This is a genomic window from Pseudomonas sp. NPDC087626, from assembly GCF_044743405.1.
Taxonomy (GTDB): domain Bacteria; phylum Pseudomonadota; class Gammaproteobacteria; order Pseudomonadales; family Pseudomonadaceae; genus Aquipseudomonas.
In genome coordinates this window covers 154,270-176,685 of record NZ_JBIUWJ010000002.1, presented here as the reverse complement: position 1 = coordinate 176,685, position 22,416 = coordinate 154,270, and the positions used below count along the sequence as shown (strand labels likewise).

At 56.1% G+C, this 22,416-nt stretch carries 27 protein-coding genes; 15 read left to right on the top strand and 12 right to left on the bottom strand.

Annotated features, from left to right (window positions below):
• Position 1 precedes the first annotated feature (1 nt).
• From ACIOVD_RS02535 to ACIOVD_RS02495, 9 genes are all read left to right on the top strand, one after another.
• The gene (locus ACIOVD_RS02535; RefSeq protein WP_401125951.1) at positions 2–1,111 is read left to right on the top strand and encodes a phage baseplate assembly protein; all 1,110 of its coding nucleotides are present in this window, start codon (positions 2–4) and stop codon (positions 1,109–1,111) included.
• Positions 1,108–1,623, top strand: a complete 516-nt coding sequence (locus tag ACIOVD_RS02530) for a phage baseplate assembly protein V (protein WP_401125949.1) — start codon at positions 1,108–1,110, stop codon at positions 1,621–1,623. Before ACIOVD_RS02535 ends, ACIOVD_RS02530 begins: the two co-directional genes overlap by 4 nt.
• Entirely contained in the window at positions 1,620–2,006 is a 387-nt protein-coding gene (locus ACIOVD_RS02525) for a phage GP46 family protein (protein WP_401125947.1), read from the top strand. Before ACIOVD_RS02530 ends, ACIOVD_RS02525 begins: the two co-directional genes overlap by 4 nt.
• Entirely contained in the window at positions 1,996–3,039 is a 1,044-nt protein-coding gene (locus ACIOVD_RS02520; RefSeq protein ID WP_401125945.1) for a baseplate J/gp47 family protein, read from the top strand. The genes ACIOVD_RS02525 and ACIOVD_RS02520 overlap by 11 nt, the downstream gene beginning before the upstream one ends.
• Complete coding sequence (locus ACIOVD_RS02515; RefSeq protein ID WP_401125943.1) at positions 3,030–3,674, top strand: YmfQ family protein; 645 nt, start codon at positions 3,030–3,032, stop codon at positions 3,672–3,674. The genes ACIOVD_RS02520 and ACIOVD_RS02515 overlap by 10 nt, the downstream gene beginning before the upstream one ends.
• Positions 3,675–3,676: 2 nt before the next feature.
• On the top strand, positions 3,677–4,462 hold the full coding sequence (locus tag ACIOVD_RS02510) for a hypothetical protein (protein ID WP_401125941.1): 786 nt from the start codon (positions 3,677–3,679) through the stop codon (positions 4,460–4,462).
• Positions 4,462–4,971: a tail fiber assembly protein gene (locus ACIOVD_RS02505; RefSeq protein ID WP_401125939.1), complete on the top strand. Its 510-nt coding sequence runs from the start codon at positions 4,462–4,464 to the stop codon at positions 4,969–4,971. The genes ACIOVD_RS02510 and ACIOVD_RS02505 overlap by 1 nt, the downstream gene beginning before the upstream one ends.
• A gap of 71 nt (positions 4,972–5,042) precedes the next feature.
• Positions 5,043–6,878 (top strand): SGNH/GDSL hydrolase family protein, encoded by a 1,836-nt coding sequence (locus tag ACIOVD_RS02500; RefSeq protein ID WP_401125937.1) that lies wholly within the window; start codon positions 5,043–5,045, stop codon positions 6,876–6,878.
• Positions 6,879–6,903: 25 nt separating this feature from the next.
• The gene (locus ACIOVD_RS02495) at positions 6,904–7,647 is read left to right on the top strand and encodes a hypothetical protein (protein ID WP_401125935.1); all 744 of its coding nucleotides are present in this window, start codon (positions 6,904–6,906) and stop codon (positions 7,645–7,647) included.
• 102 nt (positions 7,648–7,749) lie between these two features.
• Here the strand turns inward: ACIOVD_RS02495 and ACIOVD_RS02490 are convergent, their stop codons facing one another.
• Positions 7,750–8,484: a hypothetical protein gene (locus ACIOVD_RS02490; protein ID WP_401125933.1), complete on the bottom strand. Its 735-nt coding sequence runs from the start codon at positions 8,482–8,484 to the stop codon at positions 7,750–7,752.
• A 168-nt stretch (positions 8,485–8,652) separates the two neighbouring features.
• Between ACIOVD_RS02490 and ACIOVD_RS02485 the strand changes: the two genes are divergently transcribed.
• On the top strand, positions 8,653–9,309 hold the full coding sequence (locus ACIOVD_RS02485) for a glycoside hydrolase family 19 protein (protein ID WP_401125932.1): 657 nt from the start codon (positions 8,653–8,655) through the stop codon (positions 9,307–9,309).
• A 143-nt stretch (positions 9,310–9,452) separates the two neighbouring features.
• A complete protein-coding gene (locus ACIOVD_RS02480; RefSeq protein WP_401125930.1) occupies positions 9,453–10,148 on the top strand; it encodes a CatB-related O-acetyltransferase in 696 nt (231 codons plus the stop codon).
• 119 nt (positions 10,149–10,267) lie between these two features.
• Here the strand turns inward: ACIOVD_RS02480 and ACIOVD_RS02475 are convergent, their stop codons facing one another.
• Genes ACIOVD_RS02475 through ACIOVD_RS02465 form a run of 3 tightly spaced genes read right to left on the bottom strand, consistent with a single transcriptional unit; the run spans position 10,268 to position 13,522 of the window.
• Entirely contained in the window at positions 10,268–12,142 is a 1,875-nt protein-coding gene (locus ACIOVD_RS02475) for a glycosyltransferase family 4 protein (protein ID WP_401125928.1), read from the bottom strand.
• A gap of 16 nt (positions 12,143–12,158) precedes the next feature.
• Positions 12,159–12,428: a hypothetical protein gene (locus ACIOVD_RS02470; protein ID WP_401125926.1), complete on the bottom strand. Its 270-nt coding sequence runs from the start codon at positions 12,426–12,428 to the stop codon at positions 12,159–12,161.
• Positions 12,429–12,430: 2 nt separating this feature from the next.
• Complete coding sequence (locus ACIOVD_RS02465) at positions 12,431–13,522, bottom strand: hypothetical protein (RefSeq protein ID WP_401125924.1); 1,092 nt, start codon at positions 13,520–13,522, stop codon at positions 12,431–12,433.
• Between the two features lie 401 nt (positions 13,523–13,923).
• Here ACIOVD_RS02465 and ACIOVD_RS02460 point away from each other — a divergent pair, with 401 nt between their 5' ends.
• Positions 13,924–14,154 carry a hypothetical protein gene (locus ACIOVD_RS02460; protein ID WP_401125922.1) on the top strand — a complete coding sequence of 77 codons (231 nt, stop codon included), beginning with the start codon at positions 13,924–13,926 and terminating at the stop codon, positions 14,152–14,154.
• On the opposite strand, the gene ACIOVD_RS02455 is transcribed toward ACIOVD_RS02460, so the two are convergent.
• The 8 genes from ACIOVD_RS02455 to ACIOVD_RS02420 form a co-directional block, all read right to left on the bottom strand.
• A complete protein-coding gene (locus ACIOVD_RS02455; RefSeq protein WP_401125920.1) occupies positions 14,151–14,846 on the bottom strand; it encodes an SOS response-associated peptidase family protein in 696 nt (231 codons plus the stop codon). The genes ACIOVD_RS02460 and ACIOVD_RS02455 overlap by 4 nt on opposite strands.
• Positions 14,847–14,848: 2 nt before the next feature.
• The gene (locus ACIOVD_RS02450) at positions 14,849–15,169 is read right to left on the bottom strand and encodes a hypothetical protein (protein ID WP_401125919.1); all 321 of its coding nucleotides are present in this window, start codon (positions 15,167–15,169) and stop codon (positions 14,849–14,851) included.
• An 85-nt stretch (positions 15,170–15,254) separates the two neighbouring features.
• The gene (locus tag ACIOVD_RS02445) at positions 15,255–15,464 is read right to left on the bottom strand and encodes a hypothetical protein (protein WP_401125917.1); all 210 of its coding nucleotides are present in this window, start codon (positions 15,462–15,464) and stop codon (positions 15,255–15,257) included.
• Positions 15,465–16,055: 591 nt separating this feature from the next.
• Entirely contained in the window at positions 16,056–16,493 is a 438-nt protein-coding gene (locus ACIOVD_RS02440) for a glycine zipper domain-containing protein (RefSeq protein WP_401125915.1), read from the bottom strand.
• A 480-nt stretch (positions 16,494–16,973) separates the two neighbouring features.
• A complete protein-coding gene (locus tag ACIOVD_RS02435) occupies positions 16,974–18,137 on the bottom strand; it encodes a tyrosine-type recombinase/integrase (RefSeq protein WP_401126172.1) in 1,164 nt (387 codons plus the stop codon).
• The gene (locus ACIOVD_RS02430; protein WP_401125913.1) at positions 18,023–18,409 is read right to left on the bottom strand and encodes a hypothetical protein; all 387 of its coding nucleotides are present in this window, start codon (positions 18,407–18,409) and stop codon (positions 18,023–18,025) included. Before ACIOVD_RS02430 ends, ACIOVD_RS02435 begins: the two co-directional genes overlap by 115 nt.
• A 77-nt stretch (positions 18,410–18,486) precedes the next feature.
• The gene (locus ACIOVD_RS02425; protein ID WP_401125911.1) at positions 18,487–18,678 is read right to left on the bottom strand and encodes a hypothetical protein; all 192 of its coding nucleotides are present in this window, start codon (positions 18,676–18,678) and stop codon (positions 18,487–18,489) included.
• Between the two features lie 191 nt (positions 18,679–18,869).
• Positions 18,870–19,217: a phage protein NinX family protein gene (locus ACIOVD_RS02420; RefSeq protein ID WP_401125909.1), complete on the bottom strand. Its 348-nt coding sequence runs from the start codon at positions 19,215–19,217 to the stop codon at positions 18,870–18,872.
• A 169-nt stretch (positions 19,218–19,386) separates the two neighbouring features.
• On the opposite strand from ACIOVD_RS02420, the gene ACIOVD_RS02415 reads away from it, so the two are divergent.
• The 3 genes from ACIOVD_RS02415 to ACIOVD_RS02405 all read left to right on the top strand — a co-directional run bounded on the left by ACIOVD_RS02415 (position 19,387) and on the right by ACIOVD_RS02405 (position 22,353).
• Positions 19,387–21,267, top strand: a complete 1,881-nt coding sequence (locus ACIOVD_RS02415) for a hypothetical protein (protein ID WP_401125907.1) — start codon at positions 19,387–19,389, stop codon at positions 21,265–21,267.
• A gap of 81 nt (positions 21,268–21,348) precedes the next feature.
• Positions 21,349–21,858 carry a glycoside hydrolase family 104 protein gene (locus tag ACIOVD_RS02410; RefSeq protein WP_401125905.1) on the top strand — a complete coding sequence of 170 codons (510 nt, stop codon included), beginning with the start codon at positions 21,349–21,351 and terminating at the stop codon, positions 21,856–21,858.
• Positions 21,859–21,867: 9 nt separating this feature from the next.
• Entirely contained in the window at positions 21,868–22,353 is a 486-nt protein-coding gene (locus tag ACIOVD_RS02405) for a DUF1353 domain-containing protein (RefSeq protein WP_401125903.1), read from the top strand.
• The last annotated feature ends 63 nt before the right edge of the window (positions 22,354–22,416 follow it).

Sequence of the window (22,416 nt, the reverse complement as noted above, 5' to 3'; positions counted from 1 at the left end):
CATGGATCAGCTGAATGACGTCACCCTGAGCGTGGGTGGGCAAGACTACGGCGGTTGGAAAGCCGTGAGCATCGGCGCCGGCCTGGAACGCCAGGCGCGCGACTTTACCTTGGGCATCACCTGGCGCTGGCCGGGCGGCGGCGAGGTGCCGGTGCGGATTCGCCAGGGTGAAGCGGTGGAGGTGCGCATTGGCCAGGAGCTGCTGTTGACCGGTTATGTGTTCAGCACGCCGATTCGCTACAACAGCGAGTCGGTCACCCTGAGCATCAGCGGGCGCTCGCGCACCGCGGACCTGGTGGACTGCGCGGCGGTCAATCAGCCGGGGCAGTGGCGCGGGCAAAACGTGCAACAGATCATCGCCGCGATTGCTGGCGAATACGGGATCGCGGTGGTCAATGAGGTGGCGCTGACCCTGGGCGTGGAAGACCACAGCATCGAGCCGGGTGAGACGGCGTTTGAAAGTATCGACCGACTGTTGACCCTGTCGCGCCTGTTTAGCACTGACGACGGCCGAGGCCGCCTGGTGATTGCCAAACCGGGCAGTGCCGGGCGCGCGGTCGATGCCCTGGAGCTGGGCAAGAACCTGTTGTCGGGTGACACCTCGCTGGACTTTTCCGCGGTGTTTTCCGAGTACGTCAGCAAGGGCCAGCGCAGCGGGACAGATACCAGTTTTGGCGCGGCGGCCAGCGAGGTCGAGGGACGGATCAGCGATGAGCGGGTCGAGCGTCGGCGGGTCAAGGTCATTCAGCAGTCCGGGCAACTGACTGCCAAGCTGGCCCGTGAGCGGGTCGAGTGGGAGCGGGCCAATGCGGTCGGCAAGGCCTTGACGGTCAACTACGTGGTGCAGGGCTGGCGGCAAAGCAACGGCGCGTTGTGGCGCCACAACATGCTGGTGCGGGTGATCGATCCGTTGATCGGCGTGGACCGCGACATGCTGATCAGTGAGATCAGCTATGAGCTGAGCGAGCAGGGCACCACGGCAAAAATCAGCGTGGCCCCGCCCGAGGCCTTTCTGCCGGAGCCGAACGACGCTTACGAGAAGCGCAAAGTCAAGAAGGGTAAGAAGACCGACAACTTTGAATACCTCATTCCAGCGGACTACAAACCATGAAAAACGGCATCGCGAACATGCTGGCCCGCGGGGCGGTGGCCTTGGGCAACTCGGCCAGCAAGCTGCAAAGCCTGCAGCTGCGGCTGTTGGCCGGCGAGGTCAAAGACAATGTGGAGCACCTGGAGCCCTATGGCTTCACCGCCTGCCCGCAACCGGGCGCCGAGGCGCTGGCGGGGTTCATTGGTGGCGACCGTAGCCACGGCGTGGTGATCGTAGTGGCGGACCGACGCTTTCGCCTGCAGGGGCTGAAGCCAGGTGAGGTGGCGCTGTACACCGACGAGGGTGATTTCATCCATTTCAAACGCGGCCGGGTGATCGAGATGGAGACGATGACGCTCAAGGTCAAGGCGCACACCGCGGTGGAGTTCGATACGCCACTGGTCCGCACCACCGGGCGCATTGAATCGGCGGGCGATCAGGTCGCCGCCGGGGTGAGCCAGATCGAGCACCTGCACGGCGACGTACAACCCGGCAGTGGCCAGAGCGGGCCGCCGCTCGGGGGGGACGCATGAACCGTGAGGAGCTGTTGCGCCGCGCCGTGACCATCAGCCTGTTCACCTGGCGCCGTGCGGAGCCGGATGACGCGGTGGACGATAGCGACCGCCAGGGCTGGTGGGGTGACTGCCTGCCCTCGGTGGCCGGCGACAAGATTGGCTCGCGCCTGTGGTTGTTGGCGCGGCGCACGCTGGTCGCGCAGACGCTCAAGGATGCCCAGGCCTACGCCGAAGAGGCGCTGGCCTGGCTGCTCGAGGACGCGATTGTCACCGCTGTGAGCGTCACGCTGGAGCGCCGGGGCAACGACCGAATGAACTTGCGGGTGACGCTGACCGAACAGAGCGGCGCCACCGTGGAGCTGGACTTTGAGAACACTTGGGGGCTGATCAATGCCGTATGAGATTCCAACGCTGCCGGCGCTGACCCAGCGCACCGAGGCCGATTTCGAACGCAATGCCCCGGATGCCTTGCGCCGCGCCGATGCCAAGGTGGCGGCCCGCGCGCTGAGCGGTACCGCCTTCGAGCTGTATGGCTATCAAGGCTATATTGCCCGGCAGTCCAACCCGGCCACCTGTGACGAAGACATGCTTTTGCGCTGGGCCGATTGGCGCCTAGAGGACGGGCGCACGCCTGCCGTGGCGGCCAAGGGGCTGGCGGCGGTGACGGGCTCCAGCGGCGCCCTGGTCGACGCCGGCCAGCTCTACCAGCTGCCGGATGGCCGCCGCTACAAGGTCACGGCGGCGGTCACCCTGGTGGGTGGCGCGGCCAACCTAACGCTGGAAGCCGAGGACGTCGGCGCCTTGGGCAATGTCGCGGCCGGCACCTTGACCGCGGTGACGCCGGTGCTGGGGGTGAATTCCAGTGCGGTGATTGGCCCCGATGGCCTGGTCGGTGGTGCCGAACTGGAGGGCCTGGAAGCCTTGCGCGGTCGGGTGCAGGCCGCGTTCAAAAAACCCAGCAAGGTCGGCAACGGGTCCGACTTTGTCGAGTGGGCGCTGGAGGTGCCGGGCGTCACCCGGGCCTGGGCCTTGCCGCGTTGGATGGGGCCTGGCACGTTTGGCCTGGCCTTTGTGCGCGATGGCGATCTGGACATCATCCCGACGCCGGCGCAGGTCGCCGAGGTCCAGGCGCACCTGGAGCTACGCCGTCCGGTAACGGCCGAGGTGTATGCCCTGGCGCCGGTGGTTCGGGCGATTCACTTCAGCCTGCGTCTGGTGCCGGATGGCCTCGCCCTGCGTGAGGCGGTCACGCGGGCGCTGAGCGGGCTGATCGTCGACGAAGGCGGGCCGGGTCGGACCTTGAAAATCTCCCGGCTGCGGGCGGCGATTAGCAACACTCCTGGGGAAACCGACCATGTGTTGAGCGTGCCGGCGGCCGATGTGTCGATGGCGGCCAATGAGGTGGCGGTACCGGGGGTGATGACATGGCTATGACGGAGGCGGACTACGTCGACAAGCTGCGGCAGATGCTGCCGCCGGGTCCGGCCTTCGATCTGGAACTGGAGCCGGATTGGGCGCAACTGGTGGCGGCGCTAGCCCCGGAACTGGCGCGAATCGAGACCGCCGGCGAGGCGTTGTTGCTGGAGTTGAATCCGGCCACCGCCAACGCCTTGCTGCCGGACTGGGAGGCCTACCTCGGCCTGCCCGATATCTGCACCGTGCCGGGCTCGCAAACCCTGGAGGAGCGTCGGCAGGCGGTTCTCGACAAGTTGACCGCGACCGGGGCCCCGCAGCTGAGTTACTACCGCAAGTTGGCCAATCAGGTCGGGCTCACCACCAACATCGAGGAGTTTCTCCCGTCGCGGGTCGGGCCGACCAATGCCGGAGATTTTCTGTATGGCGATGGCTGGCCTTGGGGCTGGATCGCCTCGGTGCCGCTGGAGGCCTATGGCACTCCGGCGGCGGCCGCCCTGGATTGCCGGCTGCAGCGCGATGCGCCGGAGTACACCGACGTGGTGCTGGCCTACGGGCGGGCGCAGCTCGATGGCATTGCGCTCAAGGTCGACGAACTGTTTACCGCCATTCATTACACCCTGCCGGCCGCCGTCGCGGGGATCGAGGATTTTTAAACATGCAGAGAATTTCAGCCTGGTCTGATCTGGTCACGCCGGGCGGACAGTTCCGTTATGGCTCGCTGGCCATGGGGGTTCCCCCGACGCCGCTGTCGGCCGAATGGTTGAACATGCTGCAGGAGGAATTGGCGCATGTCGTGTTGGCCTACCTGCCGGCCCTGGACAAGAACGACAACACTCAGCTGCTCAAGGCTATCCAGAAGTTCGGCACGGCCTATGCCGTGAAGGCAACCACCCTGGCCGGCTATGGCATTCTCGATGCCTACACCAAAGCGCAAGCCGACAGCATCGTGTTGGCCAAGGCCAATTGGGGCATCACCCTCGCGGCCTATGGTATCGGCGATGCCTACACCAAAGTGGCCACCGACGGGCTGCTGTCGGCCAAGGCCAATTGGGGCACTACGCTGGCGGCCTATGGCATCAACGATGCCTATACCAAGGCGACGGTCGATGCGACGTTCTACACCAAGGCGGCCATTGACACGGCGCTGACCGGGATGTGGAAGGACAGCAATGCCACACCCAAGGCCATCGTCGCCCAGGCCTCGGCCGAGGCCGGTGGGGTGGGCACCTATGCGCTGTTGATGGTCGGCGGTAGCGCCGGGTCGGGTTTCGAGCCTTTGTCGCAAGGCACCCTGGTGGCCGGCAGTACGTGCCTGTTCACCAACTGCGGCGGGGCCAGCAGCAGCGGCACGCCGGCGGGTACCTGGAAGTTGATGGGCACGTTGTACAACCACGATGCGATCAACCCGGATTCGGCCACCCTATGTTTGAGGGTTTCCTAATGTTGACCGTCCTGAATGCGCGCAACCCGGTGTGGAACGATGCGGCGCAGACGTCGCTGAACCTGTGGGTGACGTTTGAGGAAACCGCCGAGACGCTCGGCGAGATGCCGTTTACCGCCTCGCCGGCGGATAACGAAGACTATGGCCGCGCCCTGTTCGAGCGTGCCGTGGCGCTGGAGTTCGGGCCGATTTCGGCGCCGCCGGCGCCGGCGCTGGCGCTGGCGCAGACCGCGGAGCTAAACCGGACGCGCCTGAGCGCTCTGGCCACAGCGACGATCAGCACGCTGCAGACCGCGCTGGAGACGCTGCAGGATGCCGTACGGCTCAGCCTGGCCACGACGGCCGAGGCGGACTCGTTGCCGCTCAAACAGGCCGAGCTGGAAGCCTGGCGCACATATCGGGTGTACCTGTCGCGGATCGAAACGCAACCCGGCTATCCGACCAGCATTGAATGGCCGCCGGCTCCCGCGGTGCCGTTCAGCCTGGACGCTGAGCCGGCTTCGGATTGACTCGCTCGCCTCCCTGAATGAATTTCCACTGACCCGCTTCGGCGGGTTTTTTATTGCTCAAGGAAAAATAAATGACTGAAGTCGCAGCGCTTGAAGGCTATGCGGGGATGCTGTCGGAGGCCGCCCAAAAATCCACGACGGCGGCGGCAAAGCAACATGAGTACGTCCATGGCGATGCCCTGACGGACGTGGCCACCGAGTCCGGGCCGGTGCCGACGCTGGCTAAGCAAGCAAAGCTGGGACTGGAAAGAACGGATGCGGCCCTGGTCGAAGTGGCGGCGCAGATGGCTGGGGCGATGACCTACGCAACTACCGCGGCGGGCCTGCTCGGGACGTTGAATGGCGGGTTCTTCAGTACACCGAGCGGCAAAGATGATGAGTTTCTGATTTTGTATCGAAACGTCGCCGGCGTGGCGACCGAGGTGGACCGCTACCCAAATGCCACGGCCGTCGCCAAGGTTAGCCAGCGTATTCAGGGTTACACACCCTCGACCGAGGTGGAAAAAACCGCCTTGGTGCTGGCGAACGCAGAGCGTGGTGTGGTCGGGCGAGTGACCAATAAAAGCCTGGAATTGCCAGGGTTCAAGATTTCTGCGGTGGACGGCCGCACCTTCATTGGCAACAAGGAGGGCGGCGCGGTGTTGTATGCCGATAGTCGGCAGGCGCTGTTTGGCTGGCTGGAGCATCGATTCACCACTCGCCCCGGGACCTACGTCACCAACCGGGAAGGCGGCCTGCTCTATGACCTCTCGGGAACTATCGAAACAGGCGTCGCAGCGACTGACCCATTTGCGGGCGGATTGATGTTTGCCCCGCTACTGGTTACCGCCGAAGGTTTCGAGCAAACCCTGTACATCAAAAACCTACTACCCAATCGGCAGCTCGCTCCCGCCGTCACCGCCTCCCTTGCCAGCTCGTCCACTCCGGCCAACGCGACCGGGCATGAGCTGAAAATTACCCCAGGCCTGTACGGTTCCAGCGCCGTGCTCAGCCTGCGCAACAACGCTGTGCCGAGCGCTCGCAACTTCATCAACATTGCAGTCAAGCACGTTCCGGTGCAGTCGACGCCCAAGGTCGTCAAGGTACTGATGATTGGCGACAGCATCGTCAATCGTCAGGGTGGCTTCCTGCTCAAGCAGGTTTTGCAGGCGCTTAATATCACCGCGGTGCTGATTGGCACGCTGCGCGGCTCATCGAGTGCGAGCGACCCCAACAACTTCACCGGCGAGCTGGGCGAGGGCCGCGAGGGTTGGGAAACCGGCGACTTCACCTACACCATCACCGATCGCGCCATAGTGGTCGCGCCGGGCGAGGAGGCGGCCTATACGGCGCTGACCAAGAGTGAACAAATGTTGCGCAATCCGTTTTTGCGGCCGGCAACGGGCGGCGACCCTGGCTCGGTGGTACGTAATGGTTACGTCTTCGACCCGGCGTTCTACCAGAGCCGCTTTGGCCTGGAGACGCCCGATGTAGTCATTCATTCTCTCGGCACCAACGATGTGCGCGACCGCAGCGCTGAGACGATCTATGACATGGTCCTAGCCAATGACACCCTGATTCATTCGCAGCTCCGCGCGACTTGGCCGACAGCGAAGATTATCCGGATGTTCCCTGGCACTGCGATCAATGCAACGCGCGATGCACTATGGGCTTCGCACTACCTGCCCATGCTCCGCGCGATCCAGCAGGCCGCCGCCAACCTGGCCGATCCCAAGCTGATCGTGGCGCCGACCTGGGCGCTGACTAACCCAGAAGCTGGCTATGCCTTTTCAGCGGCATCGCCCGGTTTTGACGGGTTTTACAGCGGCGATTGGACGGACGCGATCCACCCGATCCAGTCAACGCGACAGCGCTTGTACGAGGTCGTCGGCGCGTATGCCGCTGCGGCTTCCCAAAACATCATCTAACCAACTCAAGCAAAAGGAATAAATCATGGGCGCAGCAATTATCACTGACGGTGCAATCACTCCGACACTTAAGGTCATCGCGAACGTTGACCGGGGGCTTGAGGGTTGGTTCGAGTTTGATACCAGCGTTTCAAACTTCAATCTGAACAGGGCCCCGAACAAGCCCAATGCGGTGATCATCGGTTCGCCATCGGCCTATTCATCCCACGGCCGCTTCAAGGGGCTGACAAACTTCATTCAGACACCAATCGGTGATTCTGATGAGGTCACGATCATTGTGGTGGCCAGGACCGTCCTCACGCCTACTGGTAACGCCGATGGCTCCATTCTGGTTGGCGGGTACACAGGAACTTCGGTAACCTCAGGTATTACCGGGTCGGCGGCGGGCGCGAACATTTACTTGGCCAACCCAACGTCAGCTACTGGTTCTGCGAGTCGCAATGATGGCGCAGGAGTTGCAACCGCGGCCGGTGTAAGCGGCAACGGAATTATTCCTACGAGCTGGGCTATTCGCTCTGTTCGCGCGAAAACAGGATCCCCTACCATTTTGACCGACCATACGGCTGGCCTATCTTTTACTGGAACCAGCATCCTTCAGCGCGCACTGAACGGTAATAAATACCGTATTGGTTCGGGAACTTCGAGTTTCATAGGCGAGTGTGATATCTCGATGGCGGCCATTTTTTCGGCTTACCACAGTGATGCGGAACTTCAGGCGAACTTAGACATGATCCGGTTGCGACTTACCCGAATCGGCATAAACGCTTAGTGAGGAATACGGATAGGAGCTGCATATATGCTTCTATCCATTTTCTCTTTTGAGGGCGTCAGATGTTAGAGGCTTCTTGTGTGCAGAAGCCTTTGAGTGGTGTCAGGCGGGGTTCGGGAATTTGGTATGTATCCTTCCTGTCATAGCGCGCTGCGTTAGGACAGCGTCCACCATAATATTCAATCCTTTGAGGCCCTCATAATAATACTTATGCTCTGTATCATAAAGGTTGGCCAGTATTAGACCAATGCCTTGAATCTTTCCGCACATGGAAAGAAGAGTGTCGCGGTTTGCAATGTCCATTGGGTGCTGTCCAATGAATGCGCAAATTACAGAGGCCCTTGACTGGTATGGCAGATTATCAATGTTGTGTTTGTTCGGTATAGCGTCAAAGAAGCCGCGCAACTCATTCCATGCATGAGGTCGGCTCACGTCAAAGTTTAATTGCGGGTTGTTAGTGACAGCGTTGGCATTGAAATGCAGCGCCAAATCAATGGCTGCGTATCCAGCCATGGATGCACCGAAAAACACGACGTTTTCCGGAGCGTAGCCTTCCATGGCCTTAGCGAGAACTGCCTTCATGTGGGAGCCGCCATCCTCCCTTAAGTAATAACTGTTTGTGGGGTCTGTTACGCATACGATGTCACCTGGGAAGTGTCGATAGTAACTCAATAGCCCCCCGTATACTCCGTTATTCTTTAATGTAGCCATTGTGATCAAAAGAGTTTTCGAAGGCTTGCTTCTTTTTATATAGATAATATTCTCTCCGAGAATATTTATCTGATGTTTTTCTACGACCTGATCGTAATCCAAATCATTGCAAACATCTTCTAGCATCTAGCTTTCCTGACTCATAAATAATGTATCCGAATGCAAGCGAGCACCTTGGATTGCGGCTGATGGTGCAGCTTTTTAGCCCGCCAGTCTATCTGATGCTGCTGTCAGCATCTACGAGTAAGGGGGCGCTTTATCCGCCCAACCTCAGGATTTTTTACTGGAGAGAATATGCCAATCACCGAGCAGCAGTTGCTTCAGCTCCTCCCTAATGCCCGCCCAGTCGCGTGTATTTTTTTGCCTGCACTGAACCAGGCCATGACCCGCTACAAAATCGACAGCCCCGTGCGTCAGTCGGCATTTTTGGCGCAAGTGGGTTATGAGTCAGGTCAATTGCGCAACTTGGTTGAGAACCTGAACTACAGCGTCGAGGCCCTGCTGATGAAGTTCAATCGTGAACGAATCCGCGAGGCGGATGCCAAAGCCTATGGCCGCGCCGCCGGGCGAGCGGCCAATCATCAGGCCATAGCCAACTGCGTTTACGGCGGTGCCTGGGGCGCGAAGAGTCTCGGCAACAAGAAGCCGGGCGACGGATGGTTGTACCGAGGCCGTGGCCTAATCCAGATCACTGGCCTGGTGAACTACACCCCATGCGGTGCAGCGCTGGGCCTGGATCTTATTAATCATCCTGAGTTGCTTGAGCAGCCGGAGCACGCGGCGATGTCAGCGGCCTGGTGGTGGGCGAGCCACGATCTGAACGAACTTTCGGATGCTGGCCGTTTCCAAGACATCGGCAGCGTCATCAACACCGGCAAGCCGGGACGGTTGCCGCATGGTGCCGACGAACGCAAGGCGTTGTATGACCGGGCGTTGCGGGTGCTGGTGTGATCGGGAATTCACCGAGCTTCAGGTTAGCCCTGGTGCTTAATATAGGGGTTTTCCAGATGGTGCGGGTCGGGGCGTTGCACTCAAAATAGTGGCTTTTCGGGCCATGATATAATCACTATCTGTACGAGATACTAAGGCAGGACATGAAAAGCGAAGATCTGCACCAGCGTGAGAAGCCAGTTGGAATGGGACGGGGGAGGTTGGAGGTCGAGCTTCCTTGCGTTATCGACAAGATTAGTTTCCGCGGTAACCTGAACAGGTTTGGCGCGTTCAGCTATGGCAACGTTGGCGCGGTTCTATACGATGCAGATGTTGCTCGCTATTGCTCAATAGCTCATGAAGTTATGGTTGGCCCTACTGAGCATCCTGTTGACTGGATGTCATCTCACTGCTTTGTTTTCAACGATCGCGGGACCCTTGGTCACTCTTCTGATTTCTTGGATATTGTGTCGGATAATAGTTTTGCGGCGAATAATGCCAGAACTATCATTGGCAATGATGTTTGGATTGGGTATCGCGCTTTCATTCGTCGCGGAGTTGTTGTTGGTAACGGTGCAATAGTGGCGGCAAATGCAACTGTCGTGAAAGATGTGGAGCCGTACACGGTTGTCGGAGGCACCCCTGCGAAAGTGATCCGAAAAAGATTTGATGACGTGACCATAAAGCGCTTGCAGGCTTTGCAGTGGTGGGGTTATTCGATGAGCAAGAAAGCTTTAGGGAGTCTCGATTATGCCGATGTATCGAAGTCTCTGGATGCAATAGAGCGGGCTATTGAAGATGGGCGCCTGAAGGTGCTTGAGCCGAGCTGTGCTATTTTTGTTGATGGAAAACTCGATTAATTAATTTGGTGCTGGTGCTGGTGCTGGTGCTTGGGTACCAGGGGAGGCCAGAAGCAGGCAAACTTTCGCAAAAACTAGAGTAGTTCTCAAAGAGCGAAAGTTTGCTGTTTCTTTGGTTGTTATGCGGCTCGCGACTTAAGGTTGTCTAGCAGTACATCTAGGATGATGAAATGATCCTCCCACCGCGGCGGGGTATAGCTGCTAAGCGCCTTCACTGCGTCGTCGTGAACGTTTTTACTCGGGTCGCTGAAATCAAGGATTGTTTTCTGCCAAGTAATGGCGTCGAGAGGGTTAATGAAGGTGGCCAATGCCGAGCTGGCTTCGTGAAAAACAGGTATGTCAGAGCAAATGACTGGGGTTCCCATCGCCTGAGTCTCAATCAGTGGCATACCCCAGCCTTCGCTGAAGGATGGGAACAGCATTGCTTTTGCTCCGCGAATGACCCGTTTCAGCCCGGCGTCACTGAGATCGCTTAGCTCAACAACATACGGTTTTATGGCCTCGCACTGGTCAATAAAATTGAAAACATTCTGATTTTCCCAGCCTCGTTTTCCAACAATGACTAGTTTTGGAGGCGTGATGCCACGCAAAATCCAGTCCCTCCAGATTTGAAGCAGGAAGAGATGGTTTTTGCGTGGTTCAATCGTGCCGATATACGTGAAATAACTTTGTTGGTCCAACGTCTCAAGCGCAGGAGAGAATTCTTCCGCAGGGCTCTCGAAGAAGCTTTCTTCAACACCAATGTAGGCAACCTCGCATTCCGGCAACCGGAGCTCTTGGCTTTCGCACCAGGACAGGAAGGAAGTTTTAGTCGCTTCGGAGTTGACAATAACCATATCCGCACAGAATGAAACGGTGTCCATTCTTTTTATATGGTCGCTGTAACCGCTTGCGCGTACGTACTCGGGGAAATCAATCGGAATCAAGTCATGGATGTAAAATGCGAACTTCAAGCCAAGCTTCATCTTTAGGGTAAAGAAGCCGTCCTTGTTTGAAATTCCGTGATGAGACGTGTTTAAGTATACAGAGTTTCCGCGCGGGTAAGAGTTGATCAGTCGCGCCAAAGGCCTGCTGCAGTACTTCAAAACCTCATCGTCAATTTCTCGACGATCGCTGGGCGATGATAGGTTTGTATTTTTCAGTTGCTCAGGCTTTTGGTTTCTGTGTAGCGGAAGTAGACTTGAGTACGACTCAGTCAAGTCTTTCGAACTTAATGGTAGCAGAGTTTTGGTTATAAGTTCGATAAAGTCGTTGTAAGATAGCTCCGGCAAGTCACTAAGTGTTTGGCCTGAGGTAACATTCTCAACGAAGGATAACGTTTCAAACTTTAATGGGTTGAAGAATAGGTCTTCCAGCTTTTCTGCAAAAACCTTTGTGCAGCTATCTACGACTATGGAGCCTGGCTTAGTGGTGAATGCGTAGTCAAATGCAGTGTCTGAAGTGTTGTTTTTTGAGTTGTTGATGAGCACCGTGGTGGAAGCCGGGTTCTCATCTTTGTACTCGTTCAATTGATTTGATACGTCAGCAAATTTTTTCTGTAGTATGAACAGGGTTTTGTTTGCTTGGGGGAGTTTTAGAAGTGAAGAACCACTGTGCCGTGTTTGCTTTTTTGACAACTCAATTTGCAGTTGGGACAGGTGTTTAGCGTCCAGTATAAACTGCGTATTGCAAAGAGTGTCGTCTCCTAATCGAAGATAGTTTTCATTGTTGAATGTTAAGATGTCATAGGGTACGGCGGAAATGCCAGAGTCTTTAAACCAGTCATTGGCTTCTTTGGTCAGATACCTCGAGAGGACCAATATTACTACGCTCTTATTAGCCTTAAGGAAATTTGATTTCCCGGTCAGCCAGGTGAGAGGGGCGAAAGTAATTTTGACGGAAGGCAGTCGCGCTGAAATGAAGGCGTGCTTGTCTGGTGGGCAAGCGACAATCATAAGCTCGCTTGCCACTTGATCGTTTTGAGCGACCAATAGGGGGGATGCAATTTCTGTCATTGGATTGGCCGCTTATTTATTCTAAGGCATCAACTGGAATTGAAGGAGGAACTTCCTTCTCTCCGTGATTCCATCGGTTGGCGATGTTTTTAATAAACTCTCTGCTCGACGCATCGTCTAGCAGCACTAATCGAACGCCGTCCTGTCTGACGAATGCTACGTCTTTACCTTCAGCGTTAAACAGTTCAAGCGCATACCTTAGATCCACGCGGTCAATACCAGTTGGGGTCTCAGCATTCCTGCGAGCAATTAACCGTGTGAGGTCGTATACAACCAATTGATTCATGATTACCGTCCCCATTTCTGGTTGATCATGAACTTCATCGCGTCGGAGGGAAGCGGGACGCCTGGGTTCAATTGTTCCTCTGAACCAGAGAATAGGTAGCGCCAAAATGCGGGCGTGAGCGAGATTCCAGATACAGGTAGATAGGTTGTGCTGCGTTCACTCGGTGGAACGTCCGACGGTTTCACTCCCTGCGAAGATGGAGTCTTGCTCAGGCGCAATGTGGTTTTTCCAAAAAGCTCTGCTTCGATGAGGGAACCGGAGGAAATAGAACAGAATGTGATATTTTTATCCATGACAAACAAGTCGTAGATGTTCACATCCAAGATGCTGATGTTGTGCGATTTCAACTCTGCTTCAAAGGGTTGTCTGTTTTTGAAGTGGGGGTGGAACTTATAGTAGACTTTTGGGAAGTAAGATTTGAGTTCGATCAGCGTGGCAATGACTTCCTTCGGCGTAATCATTTTTTTGCCGTCAATCAAAGAAGAGTCGACGTCAATTTGCCCCAGAAATACTGCGGAACCTGGTGAAACGGTTACATTTCGGAAGACGCGCGCGCTACGTCCGAGAGACATGCGTGCATGCGAAACAATATCCTCATGAGGGATTGTCATGGCAGCAATCCGCTCTTGGAATTCTGGAACGTTGGTGCGCATGCCGAACACATAGTCAGGCAAGAAACGAATCGCGTGAAGTGTCAGGTCGACGTAATGTATTGAGGCCTTGTTTAACGCATTTATCAGCAATGGAGAAAGTTCAAAGCCGAAAAAGAGATGGTTTTTATAAGGCTTCAAGGCTTCTGCGATATAATCTGCTTCGTCTTCATCCGAGTGAAACGCAGATGCCCAGCCGGAGCTGTCGAACGGAAGCTGGAAGTCGGAGTAGAATTTAAAACGATTCAATGGATCGCTAGGTTCTGTGCCAGTTAAGGTCGAAATTTTGCAGTTCAGTATTTCTGAGAAAGTGGTACCAAACAAAGAGAAAAGCCAGTCGCTATGAATTTCCTGTGGGTTTTCATATTTTTTATCGGACCGATCATCAACTTTCAGAACATCTGTTGTGAAAACTACACCGTCGTACAGTTTTTCCGTGGACATCAACAAACTCCATGTGTACATATAAATTGCAAGTGCTACCAGGTTGAGATCAGAAAACTGACAGTCGATCTGAAATTGTGTGGCTTTCACTCTGCTGATTATGGCGATTTGCGCCTTCTCAATTTTACCTGTAACGGGGGGGCAATTGGAAGCGAGGGGCGTGCGTGCCCACAGTGTGGTTGGTGGGCGTTACCCCAGAAAGAAGGGGCCGCGAGCGATCTTCTATGCCTTGGCATGGATTGGCGCTACCGTGTCATTTAGCTCAAAACCGCGCTACCCCAGCGAACATCTTGGTGTGAATGCATCACCTTCCTGTGGGGAGAAGGCATGTTTGCCTGTCTGCAACCATCAAGGAAGTATGCCGCTATTCTGCAGCCGATCGTTCAAATAAAGGTGGTGGGATGGAAGGTGTAGAGCTGAGCCCAATGATTGAGCGCGAAGCCGACAAGCTTCTTGCTCAGATTGCCTTGGCGGATTCAATGATTGTTGCGGCGAAAGCGGGCGCACGCGCTGATGGGTTTGTGCTTGGCCTGGAATCCGCCCGCGCCCTGAGTGAGTCGACCATTGATCGGCTCTATGTCATCTTCGATTCGGCGACTGAAGAGCGGTTGAGATCGCTGACCGCAACTTAAAGCCGGCCTTCTTCCTCGGCTGGTTTGATCAAATAAGGCCCCTGATTGCGCACGTTGCCTATTGCCCGATCCACCTTGAACCACTCGAACGCCTCGGTCGGTTCGCCTTGCAGCAGCACCATTTGCTCGGCGCGTTCTTTCGGCGTTGCCGGGTCGAGCCATTCCCGGGCGAGCTCTGGCGATAGCGTCACAGGTCGGCGGTCGTGGATATCGACCATACCGCCAGCGCTGTCGGCGGTGATGATCACGAAGCCGTCGTGTTCGCTGGGCTCATGCTCGGCGTTCGGATATTGGCCGATCGCAGCGCACAGGATTGGCGACCGGTCCCGCCGGCGGATCAGGTAGGGTTGCTTCTTTGGTCCGCCTTCATCTACCCATTCAAACCAGTTGTTGATGGCGATGATTGCCCGATGCGGCCAGATTGCGCGAAAGAAGGGGCCGTGTGCGACTTTCTCCACCCTGGCGTTGATTGGTGCTGCGCGGTCCTTGGCCCAATGCGGGCGCCATCCCCAGCGCACCATATCGGCGTGCAGATATTCGCCTTCCTGGTGAAAGATGGCGAGCTGGGTTGTCGGAGCGGCGTTGTACCGCTCGAAAGGCCGGTCGCCGGTGCTGTTGACCAGAGGGTTGGGCATGCTGAGTGCCGCCACGAATTCGTGGATGCCATCGTATTGGGAAAGTCGTCCGCACATGTTCAGCTCCTCTGATTGCCAGCTTGCAGATCGCGAATGATCCTTTCTTTTTGATCCAGGACCAGTGTCAGGCTTCGGATCTTGAAAAGCTGGTCGGTGGTTTCCGCCTCCAGGTTCGCCATCCATGCCCGCTTCTTTTGGAGTTCGGTCGACAGCTGGTCGTTCATTTCCACCAGGGTGGAAATATTTTCCTTTGCCGCCTTTAGCTGACGCTTTAGATCCTGGACGTCTTCCTCAAGCATGCTTGCGTAATGCTTGACGGTCTCCAGCCTGGTCGGACTGCCGAGCCATTCGCTAGTGTCTTCGATTTCGTAGGGGTCCACGGTGATGCCTTACGGATACTGTTTGGATATACAGTAAGCGAGCCCGGGGGCGATGGCGAATGGCGGCGACGGAATGCAAAGCAAGTCACTCAGGCGTCATCAGCACCGCGAGCGTCAGCTTGATGAATTCTTCGTTCTTATCGATCGTGTCCAAGGCGCCGCGGACGTTATCGGCGACGTCGGCCGCACCGCGTTGCTCAACCCAGTTCGAAAGCTCCAGGATGGCGGCCTCAAGGGCGAGCTGGTTTTCGTTGATCTTGAAGAGCAGGGAAGGGAGCAGGTCTGAGTTCGGCATGGGATTTCCTCTATGTCGGAAATCAGCGTAGCAGCCGACGATGCATTGGCTTGAGGGGAGAGGGGGCGCATTCGGCAGAACGCCGGTAGAAAGGTGAAAAACCTGTCTAAAACTACCTCTGGCTTGCTCGGTTTCATTGACCCGAAAGGCGCCAAAGTCGGGCTAGAGTTTTAGACAATCCACAATGCATATCCTTGAAACACAAGCCCTCTAGGATATTTCCATAAGTACTGCTGCATCAGTGGTGTGTTGGCTTGGATGGTCGTTCGGCAGGACGCCGGTGGTGGGATTTCTTCTGTGGATTTCTTCCCCAAAACGCAACCGTTTGGACCAATGTTTATTGGGTTCTGAACAGTCGCAAAAGTGGGTGGATTTCGGGAGGTATTTCAGGCTCAAGGCCTTGATTATAAAGGCCTTTGGCGATTCCTATGCGGCATCCCAGGCTTTGACACCGCAATTGGCGAGCCGCAAAGTCAGTGCAGAAAGGCGCTCCAATGAGTGCTCGGCTTGAAAGATGAACAAAAGGGAGGAGCCACGTCCACTCCCTTTTGAAATAAAGCAATTCCAATTGCTCAATCGAGGAATCCGATATCAGTCGTCATGTTTGTGTTTATGTTTGTTCTTGTGCTTCTTTTTATGCTTGTGGTCGTAGTGGTCGTTATCGTTATCGTTATCGTTGGCCAGATTGTTGCCGATAGCACCACCTGCTGCGCCGCCCAGTCCAGCGCCGATCAGGCCGCCAGTGGAACCACCAACACTGTTGCCGATTACCTGACCACCCGCTGCACCGAGCCCGCCGCCAATGGCTGATTCGGTCTTGTTGCCACTCTTCGCGGTCATTGCGCCCCCAGCTGCGCCACCTACGCCGGCTCCGATCGCAGCGCCGGTGCTACCCCCCATAGCCTGGCCGACAACGCTTCCAAGGGCTCCACCGACACCGCCACCGATAGCTGTGTTGGTGGTTTCGCCAGCGAGGGAGTACTGCGATACAAGAAGGCTTAATGCAACGACAGTGAATGATTTACGCATCAGACAAACCTATAGAAATACACAGGAAAAGAAAAGTTTGTTGGTACGAATCAGTCAGGTCAACAGATAATTGACGGTGCATAAATTTGGATCAACCAATCTGTGATTAGCGCAGCCTTTTGTTGATCAATTATGACCTTGTTGGCACTCCCCCATAGGCCCTTTGCTTGTCGCTAGATGGCAGTGTGATGAGCTCTTCGTTCGGTCGGCAGAACGCCGTGAGGATTGTGCGCAAAACCTCCTCTGGAGGCCGCGTGTTTTCGTTTGCATAAGCACAAAAAAGCGGATGTTTTGCCACTACCAGAAAGGGTTTTTATCCTTATAAAACAAGTGCTTGGGTCGCTATGGTCCCCAGCATGGGGTGCTAGGGGTCGAGTGTTCGAATCACTCCGTCCCGACCATATAATTCAATGACTTAGGCCAATGTTCACAGCATTGGCCTTTTTCATGTGCGTGACATTTGCGTGACTCCTCGATTTTTCACGCCTGCTTCCTCTTCAAGATTGTCAGGACCGGTCCACGCGAATCGGTTGCTGATACCATGTTCGCAGCTTCAATCAGATGCCCGAGCTCAGCGCCCGAGTAGTGACTGGTGATGCTGCCGTTCTTGTGGCCCAGAAGTGCCTTTCGGTCTTCCTCGGTGACGCCAGCTGCGCGCAGCCGACGGCCAAATGTGTGTTTGAGGTCGTGGATCCTTATGGATGCATAACCTGGGTGAGCGGGGCGAAGGTTTTCCTCCTGCCAGAGTTTCGCCGCTCTCACTCGCGCCTTCTTCCAAGCCGAGTCGTTCATTCGGTGCATTGCGTTGCCGTTGTAAGGAAAAACCCATTCCTTGCTCAGGCCGCGCTGCTGATCAATTATCGACTTGGAAACGCTGTTCAGCACCACCAGGCGCTCGTCGCCATTCTTCACGCCAGACCGTTCGTGTCTGCCGCCAAAGTCAGCCGGGATTAGGAACACACTGGTACCGAGCTCCGGCACCGAAATCTCCCAGCCCCACCTCAGCTTGCAAACTTCCTGCTCGCGACAGCCAGTGTTCACCTTGAACAGCGCCATCGTCTGAAGGTGGGCCGGCAACTCCCCGAAAAGAATCGACTGTTCCTCCCACGACATCGGATAGGGCTTACGACTCGATTTCTTTTCTTCCAGCTTCGTGAGCATTGGCACGCTATCCAGCCATGGCCGCCGCTCATCATCTCGCCACTTCCTGGCACACAACGACAAAACCCGAACCACACGCTCGATCGAGATATTCACCGTCCTGTTGCTCACACCTTTCTTCACCCTGCCATCCGGCAGCGTCTTGGTCGCCAACCTGTCCTTAATGAAAGGCCCGAGGGCTTGGTCATCAATATGGGTTAGCGGCATGTCGCCGATGAATTCGTCCAGCTGTGAAAGATGGTGAGCCGAAAGCTTGATCGAAGGCTGATCCTTAAATTCGACCAAGAAGCGTATCGCCGCATCCCGCCACGTTCTGACCTGCCGAACGCCGTAGACCTTCTCCTGCCGGATCTGCTCCAGTCGGTGTATCAGGTAGCGCTCTGCTTCTTGCCGGTCACTTGTTCCAGTAGATTCGTAAAGTCTTTCGCCGTTGATTTTCTTGTCGATATGCCAGAGACCTTTCCTTTGGGAGAGGCCTGTGATCGTTTTTCGCGCCATTGTGTTTCTCCTTTCTGGCGCTCGCTGCGGGGCAATTGTTGCTCCGTCGCGCCCTTTTTATCAATTGCCTTGGCTGCCACGTAAGACGATGCCCACGCATCAAGCTCCTGCCGATCGAAGCCGACACCGCGTTCCCCGATCGGGAACTCATTCACGAACGGCCTGACGATTTCGTTAAACAAAGGCAAATTCATGCTCAAGTAGGCCGGCGCCTCGCCGGCGCGGATAAAGCGTGGCTGCAATTTTTGTGCGCCCATACAGCATCCTTTTCCCCTGATGGGGCAGTTAAATGATGATGTTCCATGCCGCGCGTTGCGGCAGAAGGTGAGAACGGTTAAAGGGTGACGACTTGGCTATTGGGGTCGAATTGCTTCCCATCAGGGTCAGGCACCAATTTCGGCACATGCTGCTGGATGAATTCTTCGAAACATTTTGGGCAGTAACTGGCTTGTGTGGTCAGGCGCAGTTCGTGCCCGGTGTAGTCGCATTTAGGGCACTTGACGGCGGCTGGAATATTGAAAGCCATACGGATTCCTCGCCCGCCGTTCACCGGCAGGTCACAAGTAGAATTGGTAGCTCTAATTCAGTTGGTGTATCGTTTCTGCATTTCCCCTGCCGCCAACTCTTTACCAGTCCATGGATGGCGAGGTTGTGCGTGCAGGGCGAACACTTTCCCTCTCCCGCCGCTCACCGACTGGCTGGTAGGTGGAAGAGGGGTTAGATGAGTTCCGTCGGGATGTCGATGACGTCGCCCAGGCTGGCAACTGCGATAGCGCGGCAAGCTGCGATGGTGATGGTTGGTCCGCCGGCGACGGTTTCGCCAACCCTTGCGGCCCACTGATGGCCTGGCAGCCAAACGTCAAAACGGACGCAGTGCCGCAGTATCGCCAGCGTCCCCGCCTTTTCATCCGTGGCTGGATTGATCTTTCCGTAAGTGCTTCCGCCCAAGGCAAGGCAAACACCGCTCTTGGTGATCCTGGCCTGCTTCCCTTCGGCCAGGGCCATTGCCCAGTTCAGGGCTTGGCCGATCAGATCGGCCGTCTTCACTCTGACATGTGTATTCATCGCCGCGGCCCCTTGTAGCAGTACACGTAGGCGAATCGCCCGCTGGAGCATAAACGGGTAGCTGAGTCGCGCGATACCAATGCCGCCTTGAGCGGTTTTTTTGTGCCCGAAATTTAATGGCTCGTCGAGTGCAAGTTTTTATGCCAATAGAAATGGAGTAACTAGAGTGATGGACGTAAACAATATGCATGACATTGTTTCGGTAATGGATTTTGGCGCAATTGGGGATGGTGGCTATCATCCTGTGTCTGAATGGTATACCCATGGGACTAGCACCTATCGTGGTTACGCGAACTTGGCCGAAGTGCAGGCTGACTACCCTCATGTCACTTCGGGTGAACAATCTATTGATTGGGCGGCTGCGCAGGCCGCGCTCAACGCTGCAGCAATTTCTCCGCGATATATCGACCTGCATGATCTGAAACTAGTCACTTCAGAAACGCTGATCTGGAAAGGCGGTGCGTTTTTGAAGGGGGTACCAGGCCGAGCTGTAATCAAACTCATGGCGGGTGCTAACTGCACCATTCTGGAAAGCGACCGGTTTGACTACTGGGCTGCCTGGAAAAACGGCTCCAACTTGGGCTACCCCATGGATGGTGGGATTGAGGGTGTCATCCTGGATGGCAACGCAGGCGAGCAGGGCGATGTTTCAAACTCCCTGGAAGATCTGGTTTACGGGATGCGTATTCACTCGCACCGTTTTGGCATCGGTTGGTTGCAAGTCCGACGGATCAAAGGAGTAGGCATCCTAACGCAGTACAACACTGCGCTGATGTACAGCTTCCGCACTGATGGTGTGGATGACTACGGCTTGCAAGGGAGCCCTCTCGGCAGTCCCTCCCCGTATGACTTCCGGCAAATCAACGTGATCGATACGTTGTACGAAGCGTTTGTATTCAAGGGGCCTGCAGATATTCCAATCTGGCATTTGACCACTAACTACTGTGGCTGGCTCGACAACTCCACAATCCCGACCGTCCCGCGTACTTCATTGCTCTACCCGGGGGAGGAGATACACTCTGTTCGAGTACAGACAGCATGCAAAATCGGATACCTAAACTCTAACGGTGCGCTGTATGGACGTTCGCTGTACGTGGCTCCGTTTACCCGATTCCATGGGGATACCATTATCGTCACCGGATCGTGGGGCGCATTACTGATGGATGGAAGTGCTTTCGGCAGCATTGCAGCCCTCAGCATTCAGCAGAATGCCTTTGCTTGGGGTGGGGTGTACAAGCCTGGGCTCGAGATCACGTTTGGTAATGGAAGCGTGATCAATAAAAACCGCTTCTCTTTCCCCCAAGTGTCGCTGAGGCGTCTGACGACGCCCGCGAATCCAAACGCGATTGGCCCTGGAATCGTAGATAGAGCCGGCGCCCAGTTTGGGATCATTGATGGAATTGATAGCAACTCGGTTGCAGGTCACGGTTTAGTGATCGGTGCGACCAATCGTGGTGGTATTTACGAGTCAGTAAACTTCGACAGCATCCAAGGCACCTCACATGACGGAACAGAGAGTGCTGCGGTGATGATCGAGGCTGGGGCGAGGGATTGGCGTATCGCTGAACTGCGCCTCACGAACTGCAATCGCAATCTTGTCAATTTTGGCGAGAACATGCGTGGAGTCGTGCGTGATGGCACTATCGAGATCAATCAGAACCTTGTGACAGGACAAATTGCCCTCGAAGGAGTGGTGCCCGCGAGCCAGCTCAATTCTGTAGTACCGGGTAGTGGGAATATCGCAATCGACAATATCAGTTCATGGGGGCTAGAGATTCTGGATGGGACTAAACGCTACTACAACCGTTCCAAAATCACGGTGACTTTCGACGGTAGCATCGCCGGGGCTCATTCCACCGCTGAAGTTCCGCATGCTATGTGGAGGAAACCACATCTGCGTGATGTTAAGCAGGGGCTTTTTTGGAGCGGAGCTAACTGGCCGAACATCCATGCAGGCGTCCGTACCTTAGAAGCAGGATCATTTTCGGCGGCGGCATTCGTGCACGCTATTGCACCAGGAACGCTTACGTTGACGGTTGATCTTGGGTAAAAAATTCGGCCATTTATTGTGGTTTAAACAAACTCTTTTGAGCCCGCCAACCGCGGGCTTTTTTTCGCCTGGAGAAAAACAATGGCAAGACTTTCAGAGAGCAGGGCAGGGAGCCGCAACGCGCTCGCCTTCCTCGATATGCTGGCTTGGGCAGAGGGTACCGGTACTTCCCCGGCCACGGCCATGGATGGTTATGACGTGATCGTCACTGGCATCGACCGCAAGCCGGAGGTGTTCAAGGACTTAACCGATCATCCGTTCGCCCGAGGCCGCAAGTCCAAGGTGATCAACAGCAAGGGTCTGACCTCGAACGCATCCGGACGGTATCAGCAGATGCTCAAGGACTGGCCGCATTACCGGGCGCTGCTCAAGCTGCCGGACTTCAGTCCGATCAGCCAGGATCTGCTGGCCCTGCAGCACATCCGCGAATGCCGAGCGCTGCCGGATGTGCATGCCGGTCGGGTCGAAACCGCTATCAAGAAGTGCCGAAACATCTGGGCCAGTTTGCCTGGGGCAGGGTATGGCCAGCGCGAGCACCGCCTAGAGGACTTGATCAAGCAATTCCGCCTGGCGGGCGGCACGTTATCGTGAGGGGTAGGGATGCAGTCATTTACCGCCCCGCTGGATATCCGTTACGACGCCGAGGCCAGCAAGATCCTCGGTGCTGATCACTGGCGGGTGATCACGCCATTTCGCTACTACCTGGGCAACAAGTACAGCGAGCAGTGGGTCACCGTGCCGGCGGGTTATCTCACCGATGGGGCCAGCGTACCGCAGCTGGTGTGGAACCTGATTCCGCCATGGGGAAGCTACGGCCAGGCTGCCGTTGTGCACGACCTGCTGTGCGAATACCTGGCGATCGTGGTTGCGGGCGAGCTCGTGAGTATCACGCGTGAGCGCTGCGACGAGATCTTCTGCGAGTCCATGGGCGAGCTTGGTGTGCCGGAACGGAAGCGTTGGGCGATCTTTCAGGGCGTTAGCCTGTACAGAAAGCTGGCTCGCGTCGATAAGCCTTCAACCACTCCGCTGAAGCGCAAGCTCGAAGCGACCTGGCGTCCGACCCTGAAATGGCCTACAGAGAGTTAAGTCATCCCTGCCACTCGTTAGACCTATTCAGCAAGACATAGGCTAGTCTATAAGTCGCGGGCT